The organism is Candidatus Poribacteria bacterium, from assembly GCA_009839745.1.
GTDB lineage: Bacteria > Poribacteria > WGA-4E > WGA-4E > WGA-3G > WGA-3G.
Window position 1 is genome coordinate 1 of sequence record VXPE01000009.1, and the last position, 26,670, is coordinate 26,670.

General features: G+C 46.7%; 23 protein-coding genes. 4 read left to right on the plus strand and 19 right to left on the minus strand.

Going from position 1 to position 26,670, the window contains the following annotated elements:
- Positions 1-62: 62 nt before the first annotated feature.
- Genes F4X88_01605 through F4X88_01615 form a run of 3 tightly spaced genes read right to left on the minus strand, consistent with a single transcriptional unit; the run spans position 63 to position 2,457 of the window.
- Positions 63-482 carry a cupin domain-containing protein gene (locus F4X88_01605; GenBank protein MYA54967.1) on the minus strand — a complete coding sequence of 140 codons (420 nt, stop codon included), beginning with the start codon at positions 480-482 and terminating at the stop codon, positions 63-65.
- Positions 483-539: 57 nt separating this feature from the next.
- Complete coding sequence (locus tag F4X88_01610) at positions 540-1,037, minus strand: hypothetical protein (protein ID MYA54968.1); 498 nt, start codon at positions 1,035-1,037, stop codon at positions 540-542.
- Between the two features lie 28 nt (positions 1,038-1,065).
- Positions 1,066-2,457, minus strand: a complete 1,392-nt coding sequence (locus tag F4X88_01615; GenBank protein MYA54969.1) for a hypothetical protein — start codon at positions 2,455-2,457, stop codon at positions 1,066-1,068.
- A gap of 829 nt (positions 2,458-3,286) precedes the next feature.
- Here F4X88_01615 and F4X88_01620 point away from each other — a divergent pair.
- Positions 3,287-4,468, plus strand: a complete 1,182-nt coding sequence (locus F4X88_01620) for a tetratricopeptide repeat protein (GenBank protein MYA54970.1) — start codon at positions 3,287-3,289, stop codon at positions 4,466-4,468.
- 12 nt (positions 4,469-4,480) lie between these two features.
- Positions 4,481-4,807, plus strand: coding sequence for a hypothetical protein (locus F4X88_01625; GenBank protein MYA54971.1), 327 nt, complete (start codon positions 4,481-4,483; stop codon positions 4,805-4,807).
- A 133-nt stretch (positions 4,808-4,940) separates the two neighbouring features.
- Here F4X88_01625 and F4X88_01630 read toward each other — a convergent pair whose 3' ends face one another.
- Genes F4X88_01630 through F4X88_01645 form a run of 4 tightly spaced genes read right to left on the minus strand, consistent with a single transcriptional unit; the run spans position 4,941 to position 10,015 of the window.
- The gene (locus F4X88_01630; protein MYA54972.1) at positions 4,941-5,507 is read right to left on the minus strand and encodes a hypothetical protein; all 567 of its coding nucleotides are present in this window, start codon (positions 5,505-5,507) and stop codon (positions 4,941-4,943) included.
- A complete protein-coding gene (locus F4X88_01635) occupies positions 5,489-7,342 on the minus strand; it encodes a hypothetical protein (GenBank protein MYA54973.1) in 1,854 nt (617 codons plus the stop codon). Before F4X88_01635 ends, F4X88_01630 begins: the two co-directional genes overlap by 19 nt.
- Positions 7,335-8,480, minus strand: coding sequence for a nucleotidyltransferase (locus tag F4X88_01640; protein MYA54974.1), 1,146 nt, complete (start codon positions 8,478-8,480; stop codon positions 7,335-7,337). Before F4X88_01640 ends, F4X88_01635 begins: the two co-directional genes overlap by 8 nt.
- A 26-nt stretch (positions 8,481-8,506) precedes the next feature.
- The gene (locus F4X88_01645) at positions 8,507-10,015 is read right to left on the minus strand and encodes an SAVED domain-containing protein (GenBank protein MYA54975.1); all 1,509 of its coding nucleotides are present in this window, start codon (positions 10,013-10,015) and stop codon (positions 8,507-8,509) included.
- 218 nt (positions 10,016-10,233) lie between these two features.
- On the opposite strand from F4X88_01645, the gene F4X88_01650 reads away from it, so the two are divergent.
- Together F4X88_01650 and F4X88_01655 are read left to right on the plus strand one after the other, a co-directional pair.
- A complete protein-coding gene (locus F4X88_01650; GenBank protein ID MYA54976.1) occupies positions 10,234-10,638 on the plus strand; it encodes a helix-turn-helix transcriptional regulator in 405 nt (134 codons plus the stop codon).
- Positions 10,590-11,603 carry an ImmA/IrrE family metallo-endopeptidase gene (locus F4X88_01655; GenBank protein MYA54977.1) on the plus strand — a complete coding sequence of 338 codons (1,014 nt, stop codon included), beginning with the start codon at positions 10,590-10,592 and terminating at the stop codon, positions 11,601-11,603. Before F4X88_01650 ends, F4X88_01655 begins: the two co-directional genes overlap by 49 nt.
- 466 nt (positions 11,604-12,069) lie before the next feature.
- Here F4X88_01655 and F4X88_01660 read toward each other — a convergent pair whose 3' ends face one another.
- The 12 genes from F4X88_01660 to F4X88_01715 form a co-directional block, all read right to left on the minus strand.
- Positions 12,070-16,920 carry a DEAD/DEAH box helicase gene (locus F4X88_01660; protein MYA54978.1) on the minus strand — a complete coding sequence of 1,617 codons (4,851 nt, stop codon included), beginning with the start codon at positions 16,918-16,920 and terminating at the stop codon, positions 12,070-12,072.
- Positions 16,921-17,151: 231 nt separating this feature from the next.
- Positions 17,152-18,030: a phosphotransferase gene (locus F4X88_01665; protein MYA54979.1), complete on the minus strand. Its 879-nt coding sequence runs from the start codon at positions 18,028-18,030 to the stop codon at positions 17,152-17,154.
- 21 nt (positions 18,031-18,051) lie between these two features.
- Positions 18,052-18,291, minus strand: coding sequence for a hypothetical protein (locus F4X88_01670; GenBank protein MYA54980.1), 240 nt, complete (start codon positions 18,289-18,291; stop codon positions 18,052-18,054).
- Positions 18,292-18,307: 16 nt separating this feature from the next.
- Positions 18,308-19,582 carry an MFS transporter gene (locus F4X88_01675; GenBank protein ID MYA54981.1) on the minus strand — a complete coding sequence of 425 codons (1,275 nt, stop codon included), beginning with the start codon at positions 19,580-19,582 and terminating at the stop codon, positions 18,308-18,310.
- A 56-nt stretch (positions 19,583-19,638) separates the two neighbouring features.
- On the minus strand, positions 19,639-20,496 hold the full coding sequence (locus F4X88_01680) for an aldo/keto reductase (protein MYA54982.1): 858 nt from the start codon (positions 20,494-20,496) through the stop codon (positions 19,639-19,641).
- 24 nt (positions 20,497-20,520) lie between these two features.
- Positions 20,521-21,981, minus strand: a complete 1,461-nt coding sequence (locus tag F4X88_01685) for a glycoside hydrolase family 32 protein (GenBank protein ID MYA54983.1) — start codon at positions 21,979-21,981, stop codon at positions 20,521-20,523.
- A 62-nt stretch (positions 21,982-22,043) separates the two neighbouring features.
- Entirely contained in the window at positions 22,044-23,045 is a 1,002-nt protein-coding gene (locus tag F4X88_01690; GenBank protein MYA54984.1) for a Gfo/Idh/MocA family oxidoreductase, read from the minus strand.
- A 54-nt stretch (positions 23,046-23,099) separates the two neighbouring features.
- The gene (locus tag F4X88_01695; GenBank protein MYA54985.1) at positions 23,100-23,969 is read right to left on the minus strand and encodes an SDR family oxidoreductase; all 870 of its coding nucleotides are present in this window, start codon (positions 23,967-23,969) and stop codon (positions 23,100-23,102) included.
- A gap of 51 nt (positions 23,970-24,020) precedes the next feature.
- Entirely contained in the window at positions 24,021-24,728 is a 708-nt protein-coding gene (locus F4X88_01700) for an HAD family hydrolase (GenBank protein MYA54986.1), read from the minus strand.
- Positions 24,729-24,752: 24 nt separating this feature from the next.
- On the minus strand, positions 24,753-25,157 hold the full coding sequence (locus tag F4X88_01705; protein ID MYA54987.1) for a hypothetical protein: 405 nt from the start codon (positions 25,155-25,157) through the stop codon (positions 24,753-24,755).
- A 5-nt stretch (positions 25,158-25,162) separates the two neighbouring features.
- Entirely contained in the window at positions 25,163-25,678 is a 516-nt protein-coding gene (locus F4X88_01710; GenBank protein ID MYA54988.1) for a GNAT family N-acetyltransferase, read from the minus strand.
- A gap of 134 nt (positions 25,679-25,812) precedes the next feature.
- Positions 25,813-26,586 (minus strand): LamG domain-containing protein, encoded by a 774-nt coding sequence (locus F4X88_01715; protein MYA54989.1) that lies wholly within the window; start codon positions 26,584-26,586, stop codon positions 25,813-25,815.
- Positions 26,587-26,670: the final 84 nt, after the last annotated feature.

Genomic DNA, 26,670 nt, shown 5'->3' on the forward strand with positions numbered 1-26,670 from the left:
ACGACACATGCTAACACAACTTCAAAAAAATAGCACTTACTTTTTACATGAGCCGGTTATACTTAGGAATTGTCTTTAGGTTCGCTGAAGACCTCCATTCCAGCGGAACCCTCTGCAATCCGTCGAATCTGCTTCTCAAAACCGGGGGGTGAGAGCGTCCATGTAATCCAGAGCGGTTCATCGCCTGTGTTGACAAAACGGTGTTCAACATTCGGTGGGAGATAGATGACTGTCCCGGGTTTCAGATCAGCAACTTCATCACCGACATACGCTTTTCCCTGTCCGCCGTAGACAAAAATAATTTCTTCGGATTCGCTGTGTGAGTGGAGGGGAATTTCGCTATTCGGATCGACCTCTTCCAATCCCATAGAGAAATGTTCAGTGCCAACGGTGTTTGGCTCGACGAGTGTGTATAGTGTTCGGGGTGCCTCGCCTTCAATTCGGACGACTTCGGCATCCTCTTTGTGATAGATATGTTTCACCTTTTTCCTCCAAGATTAAATTTTACATCCGATTTTTATATGTGAACATGAAAACTTTCAAAACGTATACACCAGGGCGGAAATGCCTTTGATATTCAAAGCAATCGTCCCTGTTTCTGTGCGATAAGCCTTCTGATACCGTGTTTTGAGAGGCGACACATTGAAGTGATACGTCTCTGTTACCCACGCCTCGCAGCTCTCTCCGTTAGCGTCATGGGCGAGAACCGCCTGGAGTTGGACGGGATTCGACTCCAGAAACCCACCCGATGTGATAAGGGTGAAATTGTGCGCCTCGCATCCGCCGCTGTAGGAGACACTCAGCGTCAACACATCGCCGGTGATAGAGGGTGGATCGTTGACGACATACGTATCAGTGCCCCAGGCGTTGCGTGTTGGGTCTGCGACTGTTACTTTGCCCCAGAGTTGTTTGTCATCGGGCAGCGCATCGGTAGATGAAACGAAGACCTTGCTGCTATCTATATCGGGGTCTGTGGCACAGCCGAGAAACACCAATAGGCAGAACAGGGCAAAACAGACAGTGTAAAATTGCGTCATCCAGAACTCCTGCATGAAAGTTGTGTCTTTAAGCAAACCAATAGGAATACAGACTTGCGTTCCTGAGTTGAAACTGGAGTCGGACCTCTTTTCCTTTAAGTGTTTCCAACGAACGATTAAATTTAACTTTTGCACCCAATTGATCTCCGACAATCTGCTGAGAGGTGTAATTTTCCAGAGAGGCACCGGTATCATCCGTGACGGAGACGATAACATAACCTCCACTTGCATCGACGTTGAGGTGTAATTCTCCACTATTGAGCGTCAACGGTTTTGTCAGCATGGATCCCTCGGTTTCACCTGCATCCAGTGAGACGAATCCGTCACGTCGCAACGTCGCCAAGCCGAGCATGGATGTGTGCTTCCGTTCAACCTGCTTGAATTTCCTGCCGGTGTGAGGACCGTTCACGCCACCGTAGTAGAAATAGATGTGATCGCCATGTATGACGAAATTCTGGCTAATCCTCACCATCCCATCCTCCCAACTGCCCATTTCCCCAAGCGATAGGAATGTTTGGCGATCCAAGACGCGTTGCCAGTTGACACCATCGCGACTCATCGCGAGCGACGTGTCAATCGTGCCGTCAACGCCTTCACGATAGATCCAGATCATACCGAGATAAATGCCTTCGTAGATGTTGATGGGCATGCCGTAAATCTGGGTGCCTTCCTCATCAACCGCGTCGCATTCAAACACGCGTTGCGGATCGCTGAAGTGAACGGCATCGGGACTCTCGGCGCGAGCGGTTTTGCGTCCACCTGCTCCGAACCGTCCAAAGACGACGTATTTCTGTATTGTGGGATCCCACACCAAGGATTGGGTTGTATCACTACCCAGCGGAATAACGGGATTGGCTTCACAGTTTGTCCAGTGAACGCCGTCCGGTGAAAAAGACATCCACATGCCGTCCCTGTCCCCCTGTCCCCAGATTGTGCGTCCCTCGTGCTGGATGAAGGTGTCGATCCCACCGTGCTCCCAATAAAAGCCTTTGTAACGGCGGGCAGGATCCGTTTCGCCTTCGTCGTAGAGGACAGCCATGCCTTCACAGTTTGTGCGTCCGACATCTACAAGATTATTGGCAGTGCTTCCTTCAAAATCGACTTGGTTCAAGATCGGCTTCTCCCACTGCACGCCGTCGGTTGAGGTGGCATAAGCGAGGAGCGTCACATTACCGAGTGCGTTCCGTTGACGGATTTTCACCATTCCGTCGACGTAAGGTCCTGTGAGATACCACATTTTGAAGCGCGAGTCCTGCGGGTCGTAGAGGACTGTGCCGTAGAGGGATGCGACGCTCTCCCATGGGTGCTCACCACGCAAGATAGGGTTATCGGGATGTCGTTGCGGTTGGTGCATTCGACGGTAAAGTCTTTCGATTCGGGTGACGTGGTGTAGGTCGAGGAAAAGATAGCGATGTTCCATGCGGAGGCTCCTTAGAAATTTCGTATCTTTTGTGGAGATATGTTATCACGGATGTGAAGGCAGGTCAATCATAAGGGACGTATTTCGAGGAGTGTGTAAATATCTTGTCAATTGTCTGTCTGAATCGCGGATTATCGCGGATGACACGGATTTCGCGGATTTTTGGAGACTCCCCCTGTCAAGCCTATGAAGCCATCAGATTAAGAACCTATTCACACGATGGAAGATTTACACGAATAGGAATAGGAGTGCCTTGTGGTGGCTCCCCGACTAATGGATTAAGTTCATTGTGGAGATACATCTCTACACCCATTCTATGGACCCAGGGGACTTCTACCCATGCGACATACAATGGCTTTGCTTTTGAATAGTATAGAACTTACACACAAAACAGAATAATTTCACAGTTTTCATAGCAAAACCGAAAATCATTGGGTTTGGCGAAAGGCGATAAACCCATACCCCGCTTGGGTTTTGGACGGTTTTCGTCTCCTGTCGCTATGAAGGCTGCTATGAAACTTGGGTGAGTCCAGCTTACGCCGAGATTTCATAAAACGCCAGGTCGAGAACACCCCGATTTCTACCAATATTGCGTAAGTTCCACCATAAAAGATATTACTGTCGGTATGCATATCTAACATTCTCTAGTTTTTTCCTTTTTTATCTTGCTATTCGCCAACGCATATGCTATACTCTTATAACCAGTTTTGGGTGGCACTACAAAGCATACCGCGCGGTAGGTCTGCCCCCTCCCACCTTCGTAGAGGGATAAGAGGAACTGAAATCCACCATAAATTGGTAATTTATGGCAAGGTAAGGAAGGATTATCATGAGTATTCATGGCACCTATCATAATTTCGGGCCTATGGAGAACCGTAATAAGCTGCAGCCAATTGTTTCTCAAGTATCTGATCCTATCGTAATGGCGCGTGATGACGCTGAGTTTTACAACTCAAGAGGGATTCAGAAAGCACGACTTGGAGAATATGAATCTGCTATTACCGATTTTGATACGGCACTCCGCATTCAACCTGACGCTGCGCTGGTTTACTATAATCGCGGACTTGCGAGATATAGTATAGGTCAATATGAATCTGCTATTACCGATTTTGATACGGCACTCCGCATTCAACCTGATTTAGTTTTTGCTTACCACAGTCGAGGTGATGTGAAAGCTGAATTAGGTAAATTGGAAGAAGCGATTGCCGATTTTGACAAAGCGATCGGAATTGATCCACGTGATATTGAGACCCTCAACAATCGAGGGAATGCAAAGATGGCGTTGAATCAATTAGAAGAAGCGATTGCTGATTTTGACAAAGCGATCAACCTGAATTCCGATTTTGAGGCAGCCTATAACAATAGAGGATTGGCGAAAATTAGACTCAATAAGTTAGAGGAAGCCATCGCTGATTTCGACGCAGTCCTCCGGGTACGTCCAGATTTCATGGCTGCTTACAATAATCGGGCTAATGTCAAAGCCAGACTTGGTAGGTTAGAGGAAGCCATCGCTGATTATAACATAGCACTTCGTATGGACCCGAATCTCGCGGAAACCTACACTAACCGCGGTAATGTTTATGCTGATTTGGATGAGTTGGAGAAAGCTATGTTAGACTATGACAAAGCTATCCAACTTAATCCATCTGATGTAATGGCTTACATCAATCGAGGTAACACTAAGGCTATGATAGGTGAGTTAGAGGAAGCCATCGCTGATTATAACATAGCACTTCGTATGGACCCGAATCTCGCGGGTGTTTACAACAATCAAGGAATAGCAAAAAGTAGACTAGAACGTCATGATGAAGCCATCGCTGATTTTGATCTTGCAATTAGTAAAAATCCTAATAATCCAGCATACTACACTAATCGCGGGATAGCGAAAATGCTGTCAGGTAGATCTGAAGAAGGAAGACTTGATTTGCTCGAAGCCTTAAAACTATCGAAAAACGATGAACAGTTTCGCGCCAAGGTTGAAGAGCTTCTGAAACGGTTGGAGAATAGTTAGGAGGATAAACAGGTGCGAATTGAAGCGTCGGATTTTCAAGAAGAGCCGAGCAGTTTCAGAGATCTGGGTCCCGAATTTATAGAAAATAGGGCGACTGTTCGAGAACAAATCAAAACTATTCAGTCAACTCTTATAGAGTACAATGAAAGAATAACCCGGATTGAAGAAGCATTGAAACCAATAGTGCATATCGAAACTATTCAGCACCAGCTTACACGCCACGACAGTAGGATGATTCGGATTGAAGATGACTGGAAGTCTCTTATTAAGTGGTGGGTATTAGCAACAGGAAGTATATCTGGTGCTATTATCGGTGCTGCTAAACTTTTATCTGGGTAGTGAGTTCGGGAAGTTACGCATCAGCATTTTTCAATTGTATCACCACAAACACCCGCACTCGACGTAAGGAAAACATTTGACACCTATTAGAGGCACTTGATAAACACGAGAGGTAACTTTGAAGCTTTCTCCATCAGTTTTGTAGTTGCACAGAAGTCCGTGAATTTCTTATACTTTCGCTCTGGTGTGCCGGGGCAAGCAGAATCCTGCCCCGTTTTCGTGAATATACAAAAACGCCCATTTCATCTGCGTTTGATAGCGCGTGTCCGATAACAATGAGAATGCATTCTGGACAGGCTGTGTTTGTGTCCTTTGCAATCGCTAACTGCTGCCTGTCATCCCTTTGACTTGGGAGGGGCGCGGCATCTGGATGGCTGTGCCATTCGCCGACGTAATGACGTTTACCCCTGAAAGTCTGTCGGAGCTTTATAAAGAACTCTCGCAAACCGGCGATGCCTCTATAAAACGAAATCCGCGAACCTTTTGAATCTGAACTCAAAGGAGCAAGATCGATAACAAAGGCTTCAAAGCCATCATCGGAATAACATCCAATCAAAGAGGTTCCTACTTCCTTTGGAGCATGTGCTTGTGCCATTTCCATCATTTTCAAAAAACAAGCATTTGAGAGCCTGACGGTGTATTTCTGGCAGTCTGACTGCCACCTAAGTGAAGTGCTATCTGTCAATATTCCTTTCCCCATACTTTTTCGACAAGCACACCAAGTTGGTCACTATTTTGTGCTATGAGATTTTTCCTTTTGACAATTGCTGCAATTCCTGTTTCTTGTTTGGTAGTTATAGAATGGCTGATAATATCTACAGCGTGTGCAGCGAGAATTTGAATATGTGCATTGAGTGCGGGAAAGGTCGGATGCCAACAACCTGCACCTTCTATAATTTGTTCGTCTTTTGAGGGCTGATAGAAGTACACATCGGGATCAAGCGGTGTGTACTTCTCTTGAACGGCGTAATTGAGATCCTTAAAGATTTCGAGGCATGACCTGCCCTCACCGGATATACATAAAGTGAGCAATTCTGCGTGGAAATTGAAAAATAAGGAAATCAATCGTTTTCCGTTTTCAACTGCGTATTGATTCAACCACTGAAAAGCGGCTTCACTTGTGGTACAATCAACAAATACTTCGGCAGCTGTAAGTACCTGGCGAATTGCCTTATCCGAGCGTGAATCTAAGGGGACCCTGTCGGAATACCCTTTTATCCTTGAAAGGGGATTCGCTAGCGACAAGGTTTCGGCAAGGGCTTGCGCTTTATTTCTACCGATAGAAGAACCGTCCAGGGTATGACGACAAAGATTGCCAAACTTTATCGTGTCTGGGTCAACGAGACTCATTTGGTGTACGCCGCCGCGTGTAAGTAATTCTGCGATGGAACTCCCCAAAGCCCCACAGCCGAAAACGGCAATAGGGGTTGCTTGAACCTTTGATGGATACGCACCTCTGGTATATAACCGATCACGTGCGACGTTTTCAACCTGTCCCCATGGTAACTGTTGAGAGGGTGAGAAACATCCATTTTCTTTCAATCTTTGCCAGATTTGTCTGGGTTTACGAGCAGGACCTTTTAAGCGAGGCTTTCGTTTTTGGGATCTGAATCCGTTGAGATTTTGAAAAAGAAGGGGTTGCCAATGGATTTCGGTGAACGGTGATCCAACTTTTTCTGGAATCGGAAAACCGATGAGGAGAATTCCGAACTTATACGAATTTTTAAGGTTCCAAACTTCTTTGAGAAGTGTATAGAAGTCCAAACTATTCCTTGAACACAACGTATCCATCTCCTCATAGGTTTGAGGTGGCCGATGTCTTTCGTAACGGATGTCGCGTACGATCAGCCATTTTCCTTTGATTTTGCTGTTTGTTTCCAACGCATCCTGTGCGAATTCTGACTCTCTAACCAATGAACCGTCCTTCTGGTAAAATTTAACAGCGAAGATCGCTGGAATACCCTTGCCCCAATAGCATTCGACGTCACCGGATGCGCCGAGGAAGGGTTCCCATTTTCCATAGCGTTTTGGAGACTCCTCAAAGATAAAAGGGACATTTGCTGGCAACGGCGACTCCAAAAATTTACGGCTAAAGTCTGGTAATTCATACGGTTCGCCAGTTTGTAGAAGTCTACCATTTGCTGCGTCTTCGAGCCATTCGATGGCCCATTTGACGTAGCAAACAAGCCGGGATGCATTGAGAGGTGCGAGTGCTTCTTCGGGTAAGCACAATTTCCCAGATTCAGCATCTTGGTGTGGGAACGCGTTGACATTTCCGGGATAAAAGTCCACGGGTTCCCTCGGGAATGTTTCAGGTATCACGACGCGTAAAGTGATTTCCCCCGGCAACTTCTCAGCGTTCGGATAGGGGGCTTTAGCAACACACTCAAACTCCCATCCTGTTTCTCCTTCTCTTAGATTCTCGCGAAGCGGCAGGGTAATTTCAACGAGACGTTGTCGACACAGAAGGTCATATGCTTCTATAATAGCATCGGAGGATTCACACGACGGTCTATCCATATCTGGTCTATCCATATTTGCGTGGTGTTAAATCACCTGTCTGTTCTCTCAGTGGTGCGACAAAGGGACCTTTTGAACTGTTCCCGCTATTCCCATTATCATCAGAATCATCGGAATCGGGAAACTTGTTACCGAACAATTCTCTCCATTTCTCAATGGACTTTTCTTTTGTCTCAGCATCAAGAGCTTCACGTGCTATTTCAGCAGCTGTCTCGGCATGTTCATAAAACTCGGCAAACTCCTCACCAGACACCCTATCTAAAACATTGTGTCCAGGTACACCGTGGTCTGGTAGATAGGGGACAAGTTCGCATTCTGCATACGCACCATAATTCGCAACGATGTTTTCCAGCGTGAGGGTCACCCCTTCGGCAACAGATGTTATGTCATCAGGACAACAGACTCCGATGAGATGTTCAAGCGGATAGCCTTTGGGTCTGTCGTCGGGGTGGTGGACTCTTTGCCACCATTTTATGGGTTTGACGATATTCACGTAATGCTTATTACATCTGGCGTTCTTTCCCCAGGTCCATTTGATCTGCTCTAATGGATGGGTCTCCTCCCAGTCACCAGCATCGCGATTGGGTATCCATAGCGGTTCGGTTTTCCATTCTTGTTCTTGACGGATCGCTTCAAAAAAAGCGGTTTGACTGCTCCTTTTCTCCGGCGGAACCCAAGATTTTTTTAAGAACCAATCATCAATATCCTCCGGGGTTAGGAATGTTCGGGCAGCTTGACTTTTGTAAGCTTCCTCTTCTGCTTCAGACGGTGCCGAGGTGATAACGAGGTCGAGATTCACGTACGATAATTCAATTCCAAATGAACGTCCTTGTCTTTGATATTTACCCTCGTAGTACTCATCCAAAAAGGGAACGAAGATATCCATAGCATCATCGGGATTTGGATAGTTCTCTCGCTTCAGGCGCGTGACGGTGATGATATCAACATCTAATTTTGCCTCACCTTTTGGACGAACAGCAGTCGCTCGCCGGTAACTCCCTTGTAGAAAAGTGCTAACAAGAATCTGTTTTAAATCCTCGTAATTCTCAAGTCGCTTGCGTAACGTCTGATGTCCTGTTTGGCAGTCATCTTTTTGATTCTTCGTGGGACGGATGCCTTGGAGAAACTTTGTAAAATAGGTTGGTAATTCCATGGAATTGTCCTCCTAATTGTTGAATGTTAATAGGTAATACGTAGACTCGGATAATATGTCCGGCCGCCGCGTTGCCCTTCAAAGTCGTATTCATAGAGTTGAATATGTGGGGTGATATAACGTAATGTATGTCCAAAGACATAAGCCAATGCAACGGGACCTGCAAAAAAGAGGTGGACCGTCTGGCACGTCTCAGGGAGTATCTCGCGAAGTTGTTCCGCTAGCTGATACCCGAGCTGCCATGCGTGAGTGCCTCCCGATACCGCAGTGGGTCCGATTTCTCCTGTAGGAGCAACTCGAATTTGCGGTAGTTCGCTGTATCCTTCAGCAGATAGGTAAACTTGCATCTGTTTCTGGATGCAATGCGTCACAGAAATTTCCACGATGACTTCCTCATCAATTTTTCCAAAGGTTTGGAACCTCCACAGGTTTGTGTCGGGATCTGGCTCACACTGTTTCCAAAGTTCGTAGTCGCTTCCGTTCTTTTGTGTGGGTATGATTTGAATCCGATGTTTAGGACTCACCAGATGCCCGGCAAAGAACGCGATACTGAGATGACAATCAAAGAAGATATGGATGGGTTGTGGTACATCCATTAATTTGGGGTCCAACATGAATGCTGAAATTTTCTCAGGTATCTCCTTTTTCCAATGTGTATCCATGATAGGAAAACGTTCATCAAACAACGAGAGTAAATCGAGACGTGCGACTTGAAGGTCGCTGGGTCGCCGTGCGAATTGCCCAAAACTTTGGATGGAGATTTCGCTATGCTTTGTGGCGGGGAGTGCCATTAATTTTTCTTCACGAATCATCTGGTTAAAAGCCACTTCATCAAACAAATTCCGCCCCTGTGCAAAAAGTTCCCAAGCGAGGCTATCATAAGGGATATGAGTTACTGTTTGGTCAATAGGTTGTAGTCCTGCTAATTTCAGGCGAGGTTCCATCTCCCTTTCGAGATCCACAAGGTTCTTTCCGAGCGTAAACCGAACGGTATTCAGAAAAGTACGAAGTTCTTCTTCGGATATAGAGAGATGTGCTGCGAGTTTAGAACGCACTTGCCCCGCTGCGGATCTCGGGCCATTCTCATAAAAGGTCGGACGAATCATTTCCTCATGTAAATGCTTGGCGAGTGTATCGTGATTCGCCCAATGCCAGTTGGAGAAGATGTACAACCTGTACGCGTCAGGATGAAGTTTTTCTGACAGTTCTACATACGCGTCGTATAGGCGTTTCAGCATTGAATTTTGATTGCTGATAAACCTTGGATCTATGAGATTTTCATGAGTGAATGCGCCATGTTGTGTCATGTGGTACTTACATTGAAAGAATTCATAAACGACTTCTCGTTTCCCTGTTACTCGATCTTTTATGGGTTCACTGTAGGAGACGACGACATCATCGACAAAAGAGACGCGATCGCTTTCCAAAGTGACAGATTTGACATAATCGTTGGTTCTGAGCTCAAGCAACTTCAGCCAAAAGACTCTGGCTTGGTACTCATCCCCGTTTCTTCGCGCTGCAATCGCCTTTGCCATTATGAAAAGTGCTCCTTGCGTTACTTGAGACTTCGTAAAATACCTTTATCTCATTCATCGGAAAGATGATGTATGAACGTTATAACAACAATCCATTTGTTTACCTTAACGAACAATATTATACCATATAGCAAACCCTTTGTCAAGAAAAAGTTTGTAATAATGAACAAATTCGTATAAAATAGCAACATAATTACCAAAATTAGGAGGCATTTCACATGAAACTGGGGCAAAAAATCAGGCAACTCCGGGAAGAAAAGGGGCTTTCACTTAATGGGCTGGCTGAAGAAGCAAGTGTCTCTAAGGCTTATTTATCGCAGCTCGAAAACGATGTGAGTAAGCAACCTTCGGCTGAGATATTGCTCAAAATTGCTTCAGCACTTGGTGTAACTATTGCAGATCTCCTTGACCAGCCTGTCCGCGTTTATGCGGAAGACTTTGAAGATGAAGATGTTCCGCATGTTTTACGTGAATTTATCGATGAACGAGGAGAAGCCCTGGATATTCAAAAAGAGGATGTCCGAATGCTGATGAATATTCGGTATAGAGGGAACCAACCCAAGGCTATTGAAGAATGGGAGCACATTCTGCAAACGATCCGGTATGTGATGAGGAAACGATGAAACAAAGATATATTAAAGTTGGCAATAAGTATTATTTTCATGACTCAGTCATACGACTCATAGACCGTTATTCAGAAATATCTCAAGATCCAGAGGAGATTATTCGGAGTTTAGTTCAGGACAAACTCAATGTAGCGCGACAATCCAGACATTTCCGATGGGATCGTCCGCCTTTCAATCCCGAGGTTCTCGCATCTATATTGGGGATCCGGTGCGAGGAATCTGTTGAATTAACACATAGTGAGGACGCTGAACTCCATCCCGCAGAAAATGGGCGAGTGGTCATCAGATACAACCCTGATAAACCTAAAGCACGGCAAAATTTCTCAATAGCTCATGAAATTGTTCATACTTTTTTTCCTGGATATCAGGACAAGTGTCATGCGCGCTACCAAAGTGGTAAATTCGATCCTCAAAATGAAGTAGAGTTTTTGTGTGATCTCGGAGCAAGTGAGATTGTCATGCCTACACCTGAATTTGATTTGGATGTTAAAAGTATGGGGGTTTCACTAAAATCTCTGCAGAAACTTTCCAAGTTGTATGAGGTTTCTTTAGAAGCGGCCGCGATTCGTATGATTACAACGGATTTCTATCCGTGTGCTCTGATCGTGTTGGATTACAGCCACAAGCCTGCTGAAAAGGACGAAATTGAAGCATCAAAGTATCAACAAAGCTTATTCGGTGATGATCCTTGGGAGTCCCCTCCCATGAGTTTACGGGTGCAATATTTCGTTCGGGGAACGCATTTTTCTCCTTACATACCGAGGCATAAATCAATTGAGGAGTCTTCTCCTTTGTATGAAGTGTCGGTAACTGGAAAACCATTTCAAGGGAGGACTGTCCTTAAATTGAAAAAAAACACCCTGAATACGTATGTTGAAGCAATGGTTTTACCTAAAACGCATAGCACCCATCTTGGTTCTCGTGTCATAGCCATTTTATCCAACACTCGTAAGAACTTATAAATTATACGGCTTGTGCTAATTAACGCATTGTTTTTGTTATTTTCACAGATATTGATATTATCCCATAAACATACCGTCCCTACGGGACTCAAAACGGATGTTAATGCCGCATTTCTATAAACATATCGTCCCTACGGGACTCAAATCATATCCATATATCAGAATTACAGACAAACCGTTATACTTATGTAAATCAATATCTTACAAATAGTTATTTAGCACAACTCGTAAATTATGTATGTGTCAATTTAGTGTGTGCCTCACCTATCTGAATCACACATTATAGTGGATTTATCGAATTTCGCGGATTGTGGGTCTCTATATGATGGCGTTTGCCTCTAATTTTGAATCCGGAAGAAAACGTATCCACTTTGTAGGAGTATCCCTTGTGGTTTCCCTTTGATGAACGTTGTTTAAAATTCGCGAAACCTGCATGATCCGCGCCAATCCGAGATTCAGGCAAACATCAATCCCTTTCAGTTATCTCAGAAGGCAGTCCCTCAATGATTTTGGTGGATTCGACGCTGACGTAGACGATGCGCTCTATCGCCGTGACGAGATCGCGGGGATTCTCAAACCAACCATTTGCATCGTTGAGAATGCCGTTATTCTTTTCAGGTGGGGTGATTTTGTAGCGGTTGATAAACCATTCCAGTGGTGTTCTACCATTAACAACATAACCATGTGCTTCTGTGGGTATACCAGATAATTGGATGTGCTCGTTGATAATGAGTGTATCTTTTGTGTTTTTATCAGCGAACCGCATCGCCCGCGTGCCCAGTAGGAAATCCTCGGGTTTTTCTTCCCAAAACAGGGCTTGTTTGCGAGGTTCAACCTTAAGGTTGGTATATCGACTGCACGTCTCATAATTGAGGTGGAGGTCTGCAAGTGCTTTTCCCGCCTCCGCGAAAGCTCGAAAGTTTGGGGCATATGGAATATGTGGTAACATTTTTGAAAAGTCGTTTGCGAATTGCTCCCGATAACTCGGTGCGTGCAGAATACCATAAACGTAGTCAAAGATAGTATCCTTGGTAATTGTGTCGTTGTCATAGTATTCACGGAAGGTGCGCAGTGCTGTATCTGAAATGTTGTCAATACGATTTGGTGGACTATCAATACCTTGAAACATATTTGTTGTATCTGATGAATCGGTCTGTTCCAGATATTGATACCGTGGAAAGCATTGTGCTCCTGCTTCATTAAGGTTAATATCCGGCATTGTGTCGGTTATAAGCACAGAAAATTGTTTTTTTCGCCCCTCGTTTTTCGCTCCCTTGCCTGGAACACATATCACTCGATTTTCACTTGAAGCATCTGGAAAGATTTTATCCATCTGGTACTTTCTCTGTATGAAGATGTAGTCGGCGTAGCAATTTGTCAAAATGAATGGACGATACAAAATCTGTCGGATGTACCTATCCGCAAATTTTGTTTTCTGCCTTCTTTTCAACTTCTTTTCAAGATCTTCATCCCATTTGATATTAGTGTTGTGTCTGTCCATTACCTCGTTAAGTACCTGTTCAATCTCCGGATTTTTCTCCAGCTCAGAAATAGCATCAAGATACTCCTCTGTCATTCGTTTTGCGTGCTTAGCGCAAGTATCGCGAGAAAAGTTGCAGAGGTATGGATCTCTACCAGTCTTACAGCCGCTGCTAAACAGTTTAAAGATTGCATCATCAGCCTTGCCATCTCTTGCGTCATCTGATCCAAGTGGATAGAATTGAGCAAATGTCTCACTACGATGTTCAATCCAATCGTGCTCCTTGTTAGGTGTAATTATCTCCCAATCACTAAATCCCGAAAATGACCCTGCTTCGCGTAGTGCTGTAAACTTCTCTTCGCGTTTGAGAGCATCACCAATTTCTCGGTAATGGATGAGGCAACCCTCGTGTGTAGCCCCTGGATTCTTAACGAGAATCACAATAGCAACAGGAGACTGTGTAGCATTACGGAAAACCCCTTCTCCTTCACGGAGTGATGCTTTTGCTTTTCCTCGGAGGTTCAGAAAGTAGACAGAACTAAATTCCTCTGGTAAACATGCACGAATTCCGGCATCAACAATACCGTCAATCCATGTAGCACTTGTAACAAAGCCTATAATTCCGTGCTCTCCAATTCTGTCAGAGGCCCATCGGATTGCCATCTTATAAGAGTCGTAGAGTGTGTTCTTATTCCTTGTTTTTACTCTCGCTGCGTATGTTTCTCTGACGCGCTGCCTAAGTTCTGGGTACTTCACATTTGGAGAATCTTCAGCAGCGTTTTTTCGCTTCGCTTTCCATGGTGGGTTCCCTACGATGACGCGGATCGGAAGTTTCTGTTGATGCTCGGCGCGCTCGTTGTTTTCTACCATTCTCTCCTTCGGGAAAAGCGTTGGTTTTTCGGATTTATTCAGGTTGAAGGTGTCGGTCAAGATAATACCGTGGAACGGTTCATATCCATTGTCTTCTTTGTGCTGTCCTCGGAACGCTTCTTCAATGTTGACAGATGCGATGTAGTAAGCGAGTAGGAGAATCTCGTTTGCGTGGAGTTCTTTGCGATACTTCCGCTCAAGATCTTCGTGCTGGATAAGTCCAGATTGTAGGAGCTGCACAATGAATGTACCGGTGCCGGTGAACGGATCAAGCATATGGACACCTTTGTCACTGATGGTTTTTCCAAACTCCTCCTGTAATATGTCATTAACGCTATGCAAGACGAAGTCCACAAGCGGTATTGGTGTATAGGCGATGCCGAGTCGGTCTGCTTCTTTTTTCAGTGCTTTTTTGAAGAACTGCTCGTAGAGATCTGATAGCACCTCTTGTCGTCCTTGGCTACTCTTGACACCGCTGGCGCGCGTCTGGACACTGTCATAGAACCCCCGCAAATCCCGCGTCTCGTTCTCAAGTCCGAATTCCGCAAAGTCCTTTTGTAGGTTATCGAGTGCTGTTGCTACAGGGTTACCAGATGAAAAGTCGTAGTCTTCAAAAAGCGCGTCAAAGACAGGACTGGTCAAAATGTGCTGCGCCATCATATCTATTGCATTGTCGCGGGTGATAGACGTGTTAATCGTCTTTTTCAACTCGCTGTGGAAATTTTCAAACCGTTCGCTCAATGTAGCGTTTTCGGGATTATCCAGTAGATTTTGAATGCGGATAACGAGTCGCTCAAAAATATCAGCGACATCCTTTGCCCAGTTTTCCCAGTATGGTTTATCGCCACACTTCTGGACGATTTTTGAGAGTATCGCTTCGACGGGAATTTCAACTGGCAACAGTGAAAGTTGTTCAGGTGCCCAATCGGAACCCCCACCAATGACAATAGAATCGGGGAGCTCTCTATTGAGGTCAATACTATTGATTTGACCATCGAACCTGTCATCGTGTGAACGGAGTGCGTTGAGAACGCTCCAGACATTAGAGAACCGTTCATTGTCATTTAGAGCTGCAGCAGGGTCTTGATCGTCGGGGATAGCAACGGGCAATATGACATAACCGAATTGCTTCCCCGGTGCCTTCCGCATGACGCGACCCACTGCTTGGACAACATCAATGTGGGATTTGCGAGGTTTATAGAAGATCACGGCATCGAGGGCAGGGACATCAATACCTTCGGAAAGGCATCTGGCATTCGAGAGGATACGGCAAACGTCATCGTCTTCGCCATCGTTATAGTTCTCGTTTTTTAACCAATCGAGGCGTGTTTTTCGGTTCAGGGCGTGGACGGTGCCGTCAACGTGCTCGGTTTCGCATAAAAAGTTGGTAGGTTGTTCATCCTCTGGCAGTTTTTCGAGGGCATCCTCAATAATATCGTTCCAATAGCGCGCCAGTGCCTTTGACTCGTTAATTCTGTTTGTGAATGCGATAACGCGTTTCAGGGGTCTGAGCGTTTCGTCGTCTTTCCCCTTATTTTCAGGGTTTTGTAGTGCGCGCCAGCAGCCGATGATTCGGGTTGCATCGTTGATGTTGATTTCGCTACCGTATTTACCGGTATTGCCTGCAAGTTTCGCATTAACTTCATGTTCCGATATACCAAAAATAGCGACTTTGTAGTCGGACAGTTCGCCGAGTTCAACGGCTCTGGAGAAAGGGAGTCGGTGAAACTGTGGACCGTATTTCTCTTCGTCGTCCATAGAGAACACTTCAACGTTATAGTTTGCGGCTTGTCTCCTTGCGTTTTCCGTATAAAGTTTAGGAGTGGCGGTCATATAGAGACGTTTATCGGCGCGAATCCGAGCGGCATCGTGGACAAGAACAAATGGCGAGGTCTTATCTTCAGACTTATCAACACCGGTGGTTCTGTGTGCCTCATCGCAGAAAATAATGTCAAATGGAGGTGCGCCGTGGTTCTGAACTTCTTCAATGAGTGGTAGTGACTGATATGTGCAGAAAACGACCGTCATTTTGCTGCTGTCGGGGTTCTGCAATGTAGGTAAGATTAATGAAGGGTCTGTAGTTACGTCAATCTTGAGTTCTTGAATAGAGGCATCCTCGCTTGTCCTGCCTGCGCTGGTATCCGAGCAGATGCCGATATAACTGTGTGGTATACCCCGTTGGTCTGACCATTCCCGCATCGCCTGTGAAAGCAAACCGATAGATGGCACGAGATACAGCACTCTGCCATCGGTTCCGGCTATTTCCTCAGCGATTTTCAGTGCTGTAAAGGTTTTACCTGTGCCGCACGCCATAATAAGCTTGCCACGGTCGTATTCTTTGAAACCTTTGATAACATCATCAAACGCCTCTTTTTGATGATCCTTCAAGCTGAATGGTCTTTGTTTATAGGTGAGTTGTTCAGGTTCCTGTAGGCTCAGGTCGGGCCATTCAAACGGGCTGTTTTCAAGATCACTGAAGCGGATGACTCGGAATTTATCTCCTAACGGCGTTATAGTCCTGAGAGCGTTCTCTCCAATTTCACCGCCAGTATTTACAAGAATTCGTGAGGTAAAGATTTCACTTGCTGAGGCAGAGATGAATGAGTCTATATCTGGCTTTGAAACCCGTGTGTCTTCTGCATAACACTTGCACTGGATGGCACAGTATCCACCATCTTGCTTTTGTGCAACGAGATCGACACCTATATCGCGTCCGTCGAATTCCGTTCGGGTTGCTGCCCACTGTTTATAAAGATAGACTTCAGAGAATTGTTCTTTATAGTCGGGATCCTCACTGAAATATGTGAGCATCAACCGCTCGAAAAGTTCGCCTTTGCCGTATTCAGATGTGGATTTCTCGCGGATGTAGTCGAGCGTGCTTTGGAAGCCAGGATTGGTTTGTCTACTACTTTCGCTTTCCAATTCTAAATAACTTTGTGTTGTCTCTGTCATAGTTGTTGTTGTCATATCTATTTCCTGCACCTACGTAACCATAAATTTATATCCTTCATTCCATCAATCCAATGATAATTTGATTATACGTCCATAGGCATTTTCTGTCAATACCCCCGATACCCTCACTCAGGGCCATTCAATGACCGATAAGACTTCACAGATGTAAAGGCAAATGATTCTATACTGTCTTTACCCAGACGGGTAAATTCCAAGAACGGAAACCTGAATTATTCAAAGATTAGATTACAGCATACGCAACTCTTCAAATAGAGCCAACTGTTGCGGGTAATCCGTCGAGAGTGATCGGATCTCTTGATACCCCTCAAAGAAAACTGCGTTTTCATCCTCACTGAGATGACGTGAAATCGTTAAAATATCGGAGAGATAATAACCGAACCCAAATTCACGCACGTCAATTGGGCAAGGTTGTCCGTCGGAGATAATGATATTATGGGGTGCCAGATCCGAGTGAATCAACCCAAAAACATCCCGTCCTTCCCTCTGTTCTGCGACAAATCGTGAGAAGCGCGAAGAAAGCGAGAGCAGTTTCGTGCGATCCTCTGGCGAAGCGTCTATCTCATCACTTTTAAGTGCCTCTTCAATTTTCGAGATAAACCAGTTTGCATCGTATCGGGGACGGGTAAACCATTGGGGGAGTTCCAAGATTTCGGATACACGGTGCATGCGTCCCACTATGATACCGAGCCGCCGAATCAATTCTGGTGTTCTTTCTGATGCCGGGAGTGTATTAAGCGTCTCGCCAGGAATCCAATCGTATAGAGTCGCATAGCGTGAGGGTTGGTCGGTTGGGGAGATACATTGAACCATTTCACCATCACGTCCAGGCACAGGTGAAAGGGTCTTGATGTGTCCGTTGTTCCATAAAGCCTTTAACCAATAGATTTCGGATCGAATTTTATGGACAGGCGTTCCAGCTCGATAGAGTCTCAGTGTGAATCGTGCGTCCGCAGCGTATACGAAAAACAACATATTCGCGGTATCAAATCCAGCACCACTAATTCGGAACGAAACGTTCCTCAACGCATATAATGTAATAGCGGCTTTTGCATACTGCCAATCCGTGGCAAGGTATTGTAAAATCTTTTCGTTATAAACGATCAAAACGCCGTTATCACAAGCATGTCATGTTGATTCGGAGATAAAGGTTCGTTGTTCATCATGGAGCGAGTCTAAGAAGGTGAGGATAGTGGGATCAATTTGTGGATGGGGGTCAGAAATTGCTTCGAGCCAATACCGTCTACAGTTGTCATGGCAGTCGATTCGGTAGACAGGTAAAGAAGGATCGCGATACCACTCAGGAGAACTTTCGACAGCGACTTCGACGGGGGTGCCGCAAAATGGGCACGACATTTTCTCTGCCATGCGGGTGTTCCTTTCCTCAAGTCCCTTGGTTGAAGCGCGGTTCCTCCAATCTGAAGGTCAGCACGAATCCACAAGCAACAAGTACCGAACAGGTGATAAAAACGGGTTCAAAGGCGAATTCCTCGATTAATGTCCCAATCAAGGGTGAAACAAACAAGGGGATCGCCTGAAAAAGACTCATCACGCCGAGATATTGAGGGTGTTTCTCCTGCGGTGCGATCTCAAGCGTATAGTTCGTGACGATACGGGCCGACACGGGTGTAAATCCGATAAGGGCGAAGATAATCCAGTAAAGCTGTGCCCCGGAAGGCATGCGACTAATGACGACCGCCAGTAACGGTGTAAACGCACTGATTAATATCAGAAGACGCAGGACGAATCGGTTACCTGAGCGGTCTGCGATGTTGCCCATGACACCAGCACCAAGCGCATTGGAAGCATTTTGTGCCACTATTAACGTGACAAAACCGGAAGAGGCGAGTCCTAAGGTCCGTTTTCCGAAAACCGCATAGTGTGGAAAAAGGGGCCAGATGGAATAAAACAGGAGGATAACGAGCGCAAATCGACGAAAATTTCTATCATGTCGCAGTAAGAGGAGGGCATCACCGAGAAATTTGAAAAAAGGTGCCGTGCCTTCGGGCTGTGATGGGAGTTCCCTAAACCAAAAACTGATTACGGCGGCGATACCGAAGGCTCCCGCCGTTACACCAAAGATGGTTGCATAGCGCGGGTTAGTTTCAGAAAGCCAGCGGGGCATGAGGTAAATGGCAACCCCGATCGAAAGTGAACACCCGATGACATTGGAATAGGCGAGGAGCCTGCCCCGTTTTTGGGGGCTGATGAGTTTTCCCTGTAACGTTCCGTTCGCCAGATGATTGCAACCGACCATGAGCCAATGGATGGTACACAGCAGAAGAAAAATAGCGACAATGACGTTTGCTGACCAACTCGTTAAGCCCAATATTAGAGACAATATGCACCACGGAACAGTAAAACCGAACCCTGTGAGAATAAAGAATCCCTGTTTTTTGGGCATCCTTGCGACCCGTTGCGCGACGAGAAATTGGGGGAGACTTTGTCCGATCCGAAGAATGAGGGGTAGCAATCCGCGGATGGTTCCAGACGAGGTATAGATATCGATAAACGCCGGAATGACCACAGACTCGGCTTTGAACATCCAGCCGAGCCGCATCAGAATTTGGTTTAGCGCGAAGACAAATAGATTGCGTTTTTCATGCGGATAAGACTCTTCCGAAGCGGAATTTGTCTGATCTGATGCGCTTTTATCCATTGAAAGTCCTATCCGTTGTTACCACGTTGACTCGTTCACGTATTTCAGTATCGGCGTTAAGTCAGTGCGCCTTCTTTAAGCCGCTGCGCCCCATACCTTTCCAAATCTGCTCTCGCCTCCGAGGCTAAGGTCTCTTGCTCGGAGAGTGCTTCTGCGATCCGATGAAATCGCTCAACGTCCCTTAATCCCATGATCGTTAGATTTACACTCTTATGACTGAGCACATAGCGATAGAATTGTTCTGGAGATGGAGCGTCTGCGTCCCCAAAAAGTCTGTCATTCCGCGAGGCGTTCATGATAACGACCCCCGTATTGTGTTTGTCAGCAGCAGGGAAAACGGTAGTCTCTGGCGTTTTCATCGCACAATTATACCAACAGAGGACGGTATCGAAAAACCCCGTGTCAACGGCGTGCTGGATCTCAACCCAATCGTGTCCGGTAACACCGATGAAGCGGATGAGTCCTTCATCTCGTGCCTTCTGTGCCATCTCTAATGCGCCGCCGGGTGCCAAGGCTTGGTCGCGTTCGGCTTTCGTGTTCAGATGATGGAGTTGGTAAATATCGATGTAATCAACGCCAAGCAGCCGTAACGATGTTTCGAGATCTATCCGTGCGTTTTTTGCATCGCGCTTATTGGTTTTCGTCGCGAGAATCAGCCGATCGCGCTGCCCTTTTATGGCGGTTCCAATGACTTTTTCGTCCTCGCCATCCCTGTATGCGCGTGCCGTATCCATATAATTGACACCGGCATCAAGTGCCTTGCGGTAACCGTCAGCGGATTCGCAGTACGCGCCGCCGGTACCGAGTCGGGTAACCGTCAATCCCGTGCGACCTAAGACTGTTTTCGGAATCTCATACGCCATGATGTTCACCTCTAAATCTTTACTCCCCTTCTTAGGAAGAGTATATGCCATTTCACGGCAAAAGTCAACCTTCCCTCAAAATGCGGGGGCCATCTCCCATGCCTGAACGGATTGGAAGCGTGCCTGTCCACCACGACTCACCAACCGCACACCGGTGCTATCGGCTCGCGTCGGATAGACCCGCTGTGTAATGCACTGCCTACCGTTAGCGAACACCTCAATGACAGATTTATCGACATAAACGCGGAGCTGAAGCGTTTCGTTGCCCTTCAACGTGAAGGGTGCACGCTGTGCGTCCACAAACTGTTCTGACTCCGGCAATCTCGCAGTGCCACCCGCGTCCCTGTAGTGCGGATACCGGATGGCTTCGTTTAAGGTGGAACGACTGATGTCGATTTTTAACGTTCCCTCTGCCGGCACATATAGAATCCCGGTTTGTTCAGACTGATCGGGTGCGCAGAGCACTTGAACGCCGATCTCAGTTGCATCGCCTGGGTCAATTTCGACCTCCAACTCAAGGCAACTCCCTTGGACATCTTCCAAGTCCAACGTATCAGCGTTCAACGTGATATTTTCACGGACTGTCGGGTTCATCCGTAGACATTCCAGTTCTGGGACCGGCTCAATCTGCAAACTCCCATCGGTTGCGAGGGAAAGGATACGCGGGAGTGTCATAACGCCTGACCAACCGGCGGCGCGTTCCTGTTTGATGCCCTGGATTTCGCGAATCCAATCGAAAAAGATACGGCGTCCTTGGGCGTCTAACAGTGAACGGGGTCCACCGAGCAGCCCACCCGCCCAACTCATGCGTCCGTAGTTTTCAGCATAATACCGCTCGTTTTCAAATCTGCCGAGGTAATACTGTGTGCCTTGCCAATGGCTACAAAACAGCAACATGTGCTTATCGCCTAACGGATAAAAATCGGGGACCGCACAGTCCTCCTCTGGGTCTGTCCATTCGCGCCGCGACTGATAAAAGGAGCGTACAAATTCCCACGCCGCGAGGTCAGACGACTTAAACAGCGCAGTTCCGTCCCCAGTTTGTCCCGGTATCCTGTTACCGATGAGTGCGTAATAGGTATCACCTTCCAACCAAGCACACGGGTCAAATACAATATAGTCGCCGTGTCCTTTTTCACCGGACGCGGGGACTGGAATCACTGGATTGGCTGGATGTTTGTCCCATGTGATGAGTAAATCATCATCACTCGTTGCGATACAGGTTCCGTCGGGGACCCCATGATAGATGAACGTTGGCGTTCCCTCTCGACTCACGAGGGCACCCCCGCTAAAGCATCCGTCTCGATCGGGTCCGTCGAGGTCGGGCGTTAAAGCGATGGGGTGATGCACCCAATGGACCAGATCCACACTCGATGCATGTCCCCATTGCATCCATTTCCAATAGCCACCTTCGGGATTGTGCTGATAGAAGATGTGGTATCGTCCCTTCCAAAAGATTGAACCGTTGACATCGTTCATCCAACCGAATGGCGGGGTGAAGTGGTAACGCGGGCGGTAAGGGTCGTCCGTATACATCGCATCCAATACGCGTGTGGAATGGATGAGTGCTTCCGTTTTCTGGATGGTTGTGTTCATATCTATATCCAGCCTTCCTCAATCATCAACGTTAGGGGTGATTCCATCTCTTCGAGAGGCAGATGAATCCGTCGCCGTTTCCGTGACGACTCATAAATCGCCATCAGGAGTTCGTGCGTCGCATATCCCTGATAACCGCTGGAGCGATGCTCTCGATCCTCTTCAATCGCTGCAATCATGTCCCGCACAGGGTTACCCTCCGGAGGGAGTTCAGGGGATACCCAAACACCCCCCGATTCTGAAGTGCGGAAACGGAGCGGTAGTCCACGAGGGGCAGCGAGTTCGAGCTCGCCTTCCGTTCCGTAGCAGTAGATATGGTGGTACCCAGGGGCAGTGTCGCTGCCCGATTCAATGATGCCGCGAACGTTGTCTTCAAACTTGAAGTAACCGATCGCGAAATCCTCGGAGTGCAGATCGTATTTCTTGGGGGTGTCAATACGTTCAATCTGGCCAATGACCCAAGTGACAGGACGATCACCGTAGATAAATCGCATGAGATCGACGGTATGCGTGGCGTTGTCCTTCAGGTCCCCACCGCCACAGATGGCGTGAATGCGAAAGAGATCACCGATAGTGCCGTCTGCAATCAGCTGCTTTGCACAGACATACGGGGCGTTAAACCGTAACTGGTGGTCGATTGCCAATTTCACACCGTGCTGTGCACAGGTTTCAAGCATCTCTCGCGCCTGTCCGAGATTCTCTGCCATCGGTTTTTCTGAAAGAATCCCTTGTACACCGTGTTTTGCGGTTTCAATCACGACCGGCGCATGCAATTTCGGGCGGGTGCACACGGAGACCAGATCGATCTCCTCCGTTTCGAGCATCTCAATGTAATCGGTATACTGCTTTTCGATACCATACTGTTCACCGTAGGCTTTCAGTCCCTCTGCGTTAATGTCGGCAATCGCAATCAGAGAAGTCCTCGGTTCATTCACATACCATCCGGCGTGCATGTGAGAAATTCCACCGCACCCAATTATTGCGACATTGTAGCTCTTGTCCATTGTAGGCACCCCTTGCTTCCATCTTTGAATTATTTGTAAACGCCTGTGTCCTGTCTATCCAGGTATCCGATGACCGCCACCCACATAGAACAACTGCCCTGTGAGCCAACGTGCTTGTTCGGAGCAGAGGAAAACCGTGACATCCGCTACATCTTCAGGTCTGCCAACCCTACCTAACGGTGTAGATTCTGCGATTGCTTTTTCATCCTCAGGTAGAATGTAGCCCGTCTGAATCGGTCCAGGTGCGATGACGTTCACTGTAATGCCGTATTTTCCCATCTCACACGCAGCGGAGTGACTATAGGATTCAATTGCGTATTTGCTTGCGGCATAACTGACATTTAGGGGATGGCAGCGTGCGGCATCCGTACTCGTATTTACAATGCGTCCCCAGTTGAGCCCATTTCTAAGATATTGCTTCAAATACGCTTGCATCATCAATGCATACGCTCGGGAATTCGCAACAAAATGGGCATCAATGTTTGCAGCGGTTGTGAGAAAAATACCGCTCTCGTCTGTTGAAGTTTGCTCAGGATCAAATGTCTCCAAAACACAATGCGTGTGATTGTTAATCAAGATGTCAACAGGCCCCAGTTCCTTCTCACATACATCAAAAAGTTTAGAGATGTTTCTTTCATCAGCAAGGTCTGCTTCTAAGACAGATATTGCCATGCCCGCTTCTTCAAACCAGTTGACCAGATGCGCAATAGGCTTTTGCTGCATGGCTCGGTAGAGGATATCTCCGCCCAATCCAGTCTCTTCGGCACGCTTTAATTCTGCTTCGCTGTATTGGCACGGAGGACGAAAAAATGAAGCGAAAACTTTCACGCCTTGGTTGCCTAACGCTAAAGCAGTTGCCTCGCCAATACCGTGATTGGCACCTGTAATCAGCGCAACTTTTCCCCTTAATTTCGGATCAATCATTACATCCCTCTACGTCGCGAGAAAGGCATTAAAGCGCGAGATCTTTTTAAACTACAAGCAGGATAAAACATCATGTAGATTTGAGATTGAATAGTCAGGTCGTTCTTCTGATGTTTCCGGTATAAGTCCATCTAATTTTCGGTCAATGAAGACGCTGGTCATGCCCGCGCGGTTGGCACCAACGATGTCGTTTTTAAGGGTATCGCCGACGAACAGAGCCTCTTTCGGTGAAACATCAGCACGCTCACAAGCCACTTGAAAGATTTCGACCCTCGGTTTTCTGACTCCGATTTCACCGGAAATTGTAAGCGATTGGATCCGTTGGCTGAGTCCAAGGTGTCGGACTTTAGAAAGCTGACTGTCGGTATGGTTATCGTGTGCTCCGTTTGTAATGATACCGACATGATATGCGCCTAATTCCGCAAGGACGGTGACATCGTCGTAAAGCCGTAAACTTGTGAGATAGCGCGAACAGAAAAAGTCGCTTACTTCTTCCATACCCCTATCTATGGGTAGATCCAATTCTTTGAACAAACATTGGAAACGCGAGTCTCTCACGTCTGCCATAGCGCATTTTCCGGCGTTGAGTTGCTTGAAGAGTTCCTGATGGACGGTTCTCCATGCTGCTGTAAGAGCCTCTTCCGAAACATTCGGATACTGCTCGCATAAAAGCTGAAACATTTCGCTTTGCGCGATGCTCCATGCTGTGTCGGAGTCGCAGAGTGTGCCATCAAGGTCAAAGAAGACTGCTTTAATCATTTTTTCCCCAGGCAAACAGCGTGCCTACCTAAATACCCAGAATATGTAAACCAATCCAAGTACTGCCCAAATGCCTGCAGTTATTTTCATCACACGGCTTGTCCACCCTGCTTTTGTGAAGTGAAAAGCAATATGATTGAACAGTAACATCAATGCAACCACCAGATTGACGTTGAGGTAATCATTAGAGCCTCTCCACCTGAGGAGTTGAAACACGTTGAAGGCAAGCAAGCAGAGGATAATCCCAAGCATACCATACTTCCAGAAATAGTTTAGCCCAAACTTACGGACAACCCCCGTTTCTGCTAACGCTGCTTCTAAAGTTTCCGGTAGGTCGGAATTCGTTTCCCGAAGTCCCTGCTGGCGTTCTTGCTCATCTTTAATTTTTCCTGCAAGTTGCTGTTTCTCAGCGTCGGTTAACTGTCTCATAAAAATTACCGCTCTGTCGATGATTTAAGAGGCATGACAAACGCTAAACACTTTTCATCGCGTTCCATCGGTTCTATAGCGAACCCCATCACGAGTTTGAGATGATGGTTTTCAGGATGATTTTCACCGCTGACGGATCGGACTTGATAGCAGTCAAACAACTTGGCTTGTTTGATGGTGTATTCTTGAAGCGCGGTGCCGATGCCTTGCCGTCGGTATCCTTCCTTCACGCCAAACGCGAGGATTTTCGCCTCTTTTAGCGGTTTTCCATGTATCTCAATAGGTGGATGGTCGCGGTCGTGGGGACCGATGTCCCACACCACAAACATGAGGAATCCGACAATAGCACCGTCCTGTTTCGCCGCTAAAAAATAGCGTGAAAACTGCTCAAAATACGGATTAAATGCCCAACCCTCTTGGTTTAAGTCCTCAACGAGCGCAACGAATTCCTGCCAATTCGGATGGTCGCGCGTAAGTTCTTCAATGGAAAAGCGCGATTGCCTGTTCATTATGTGTTTCATTCTCTCAGAAAGGCAAGGTCAGATGAAGATTAAGAATTTAACTCGGTAATTTTCTAACAATACCCGGTGTCGCTTCCCAGTAACGGGCGGGGACCCCGGTTAGAAACCACACCTACCGAGCCCGAGGGATACCCCTACTTTGAAACCTTTATTGCGCCCCAAGTGAGTGCCAATTTCTGGGTCGGTTCGACAGCAAGCCCTTCCGCTTCGAGGTTATTTTCGATTTCCGCTTGACTGAGACCGCGGTTGTAGAGACGAAGTTCGTCGAGAAGACCGTGGTAGGGAAGTCCGTCCGATTTTCGGGCACCCATCCAAAAGTTTTCTCCGTTATGTTTCAGGACACCCTCGAATTTTTTCTCGTTATCCACTTCACCATTGATATAAATAATGGCTTCGGAACCGTCGTAGACACCAGCGATGTGATGCCATTTCCCTACATCGGGCTGCCCTACACTGTGAAAGGGCCACGTCTCTAAGGCACCGTTCCAGAGATTAAAATCGACTCGAGTTTGATCTGACCACGCAATCACATAGGAGTTATTTCCTGATCTCGATATACCGGCGAAAATCGCCCAACCCGGTTTCTCAGGTTTTATCCACGCCTCCAATGTAATCTGATCACCAATGTCGGTTAAACTCTTATCCGCTCCACAATCAACATGCCCACCACTAAACTTGAGTGCCTCACCGACTGTACCATCAACGACCTCGACATTCCCATCCATGGTTCCATCGTTTGCACCGACAAGGTCTTTAACCGTTTTCCCTGCAACCGAATCTTTATTGAACGACCAGTAACTCACCAACCCATCGGTAATCGCCTGACGCGCCTGTGCTATGCTTGTCGCCATTAAAACAGTCGCCGTAATGGCTATAATAAACTTATGTCTCGGAGTTCTGTTAATCATTTTGTCCTCCGTTTCGGCGTATTGTGCCCTTCGGCAAGATTAAGTCACCTTTTTATAGACATACTACTCCCATGGGGTAGGAAA

Bases quoted from the DNA above. Each gene is read 5' to 3' on its own strand.
- F4X88_01610 (MYA54968.1), bottom strand. From the start codon at position 1,037: ATGACGCAATTTTACACTGTCTGTTTTGCCCTGTTCTGCCTATTGGTG.
- F4X88_01615 (MYA54969.1), bottom strand. From the start codon at position 2,457: ATGGAACATCGCTATCTTTTCCTCGACCTACACCACGTCACCCGAATC.
- F4X88_01620 (MYA54970.1), top strand. From the start codon at position 3,287: ATGAGTATTCATGGCACCTATCATAATTTCGGGCCTATGGAGAACCGT.
- F4X88_01630 (MYA54972.1), bottom strand. From the start codon at position 5,507: ATGGGGAAAGGAATATTGACAGATAGCACTTCACTTAGGTGGCAGTCA.
- F4X88_01635 (MYA54973.1), bottom strand. From the start codon at position 7,342: ATGGATAGACCAGATATGGATAGACCGTCGTGTGAATCCTCCGATGCT.
- F4X88_01640 (MYA54974.1), bottom strand. From the start codon at position 8,480: ATGGAATTACCAACCTATTTTACAAAGTTTCTCCAAGGCATCCGTCCC.
- F4X88_01645 (MYA54975.1), bottom strand. From the start codon at position 10,015: ATGGCAAAGGCGATTGCAGCGCGAAGAAACGGGGATGAGTACCAAGCC.
- F4X88_01650 (MYA54976.1), top strand. From the start codon at position 10,234: ATGAAACTGGGGCAAAAAATCAGGCAACTCCGGGAAGAAAAGGGGCTT.
- F4X88_01655 (MYA54977.1), top strand. From the start codon at position 10,590: ATGGGAGCACATTCTGCAAACGATCCGGTATGTGATGAGGAAACGATG.
- F4X88_01660 (MYA54978.1), bottom strand. From the start codon at position 16,920: ATGACAACAACAACTATGACAGAGACAACACAAAGTTATTTAGAATTG.
- F4X88_01670 (MYA54980.1), bottom strand. From the start codon at position 18,291: ATGGCAGAGAAAATGTCGTGCCCATTTTGCGGCACCCCCGTCGAAGTC.
- F4X88_01675 (MYA54981.1), bottom strand. From the start codon at position 19,582: ATGGATAAAAGCGCATCAGATCAGACAAATTCCGCTTCGGAAGAGTCT.
- F4X88_01680 (MYA54982.1), bottom strand. From the start codon at position 20,496: ATGGCATATACTCTTCCTAAGAAGGGGAGTAAAGATTTAGAGGTGAAC.
- F4X88_01685 (MYA54983.1), bottom strand. From the start codon at position 21,981: ATGTATACGGACGACCCTTACCGCCCGCGTTACCACTTCACCCCGCCA.
- F4X88_01690 (MYA54984.1), bottom strand. From the start codon at position 23,045: ATGGACAAGAGCTACAATGTCGCAATAATTGGGTGCGGTGGAATTTCT.
- F4X88_01695 (MYA54985.1), bottom strand. From the start codon at position 23,969: ATGATTGATCCGAAATTAAGGGGAAAAGTTGCGCTGATTACAGGTGCC.
- F4X88_01700 (MYA54986.1), bottom strand. From the start codon at position 24,728: ATGATTAAAGCAGTCTTCTTTGACCTTGATGGCACACTCTGCGACTCC.
- F4X88_01705 (MYA54987.1), bottom strand. From the start codon at position 25,157: ATGAGACAGTTAACCGACGCTGAGAAACAGCAACTTGCAGGAAAAATT.
- F4X88_01710 (MYA54988.1), bottom strand. From the start codon at position 25,678: ATGAAACACATAATGAACAGGCAATCGCGCTTTTCCATTGAAGAACTT.
- F4X88_01715 (MYA54989.1), bottom strand. From the start codon at position 26,586: ATGATTAACAGAACTCCGAGACATAAGTTTATTATAGCCATTACGGCG.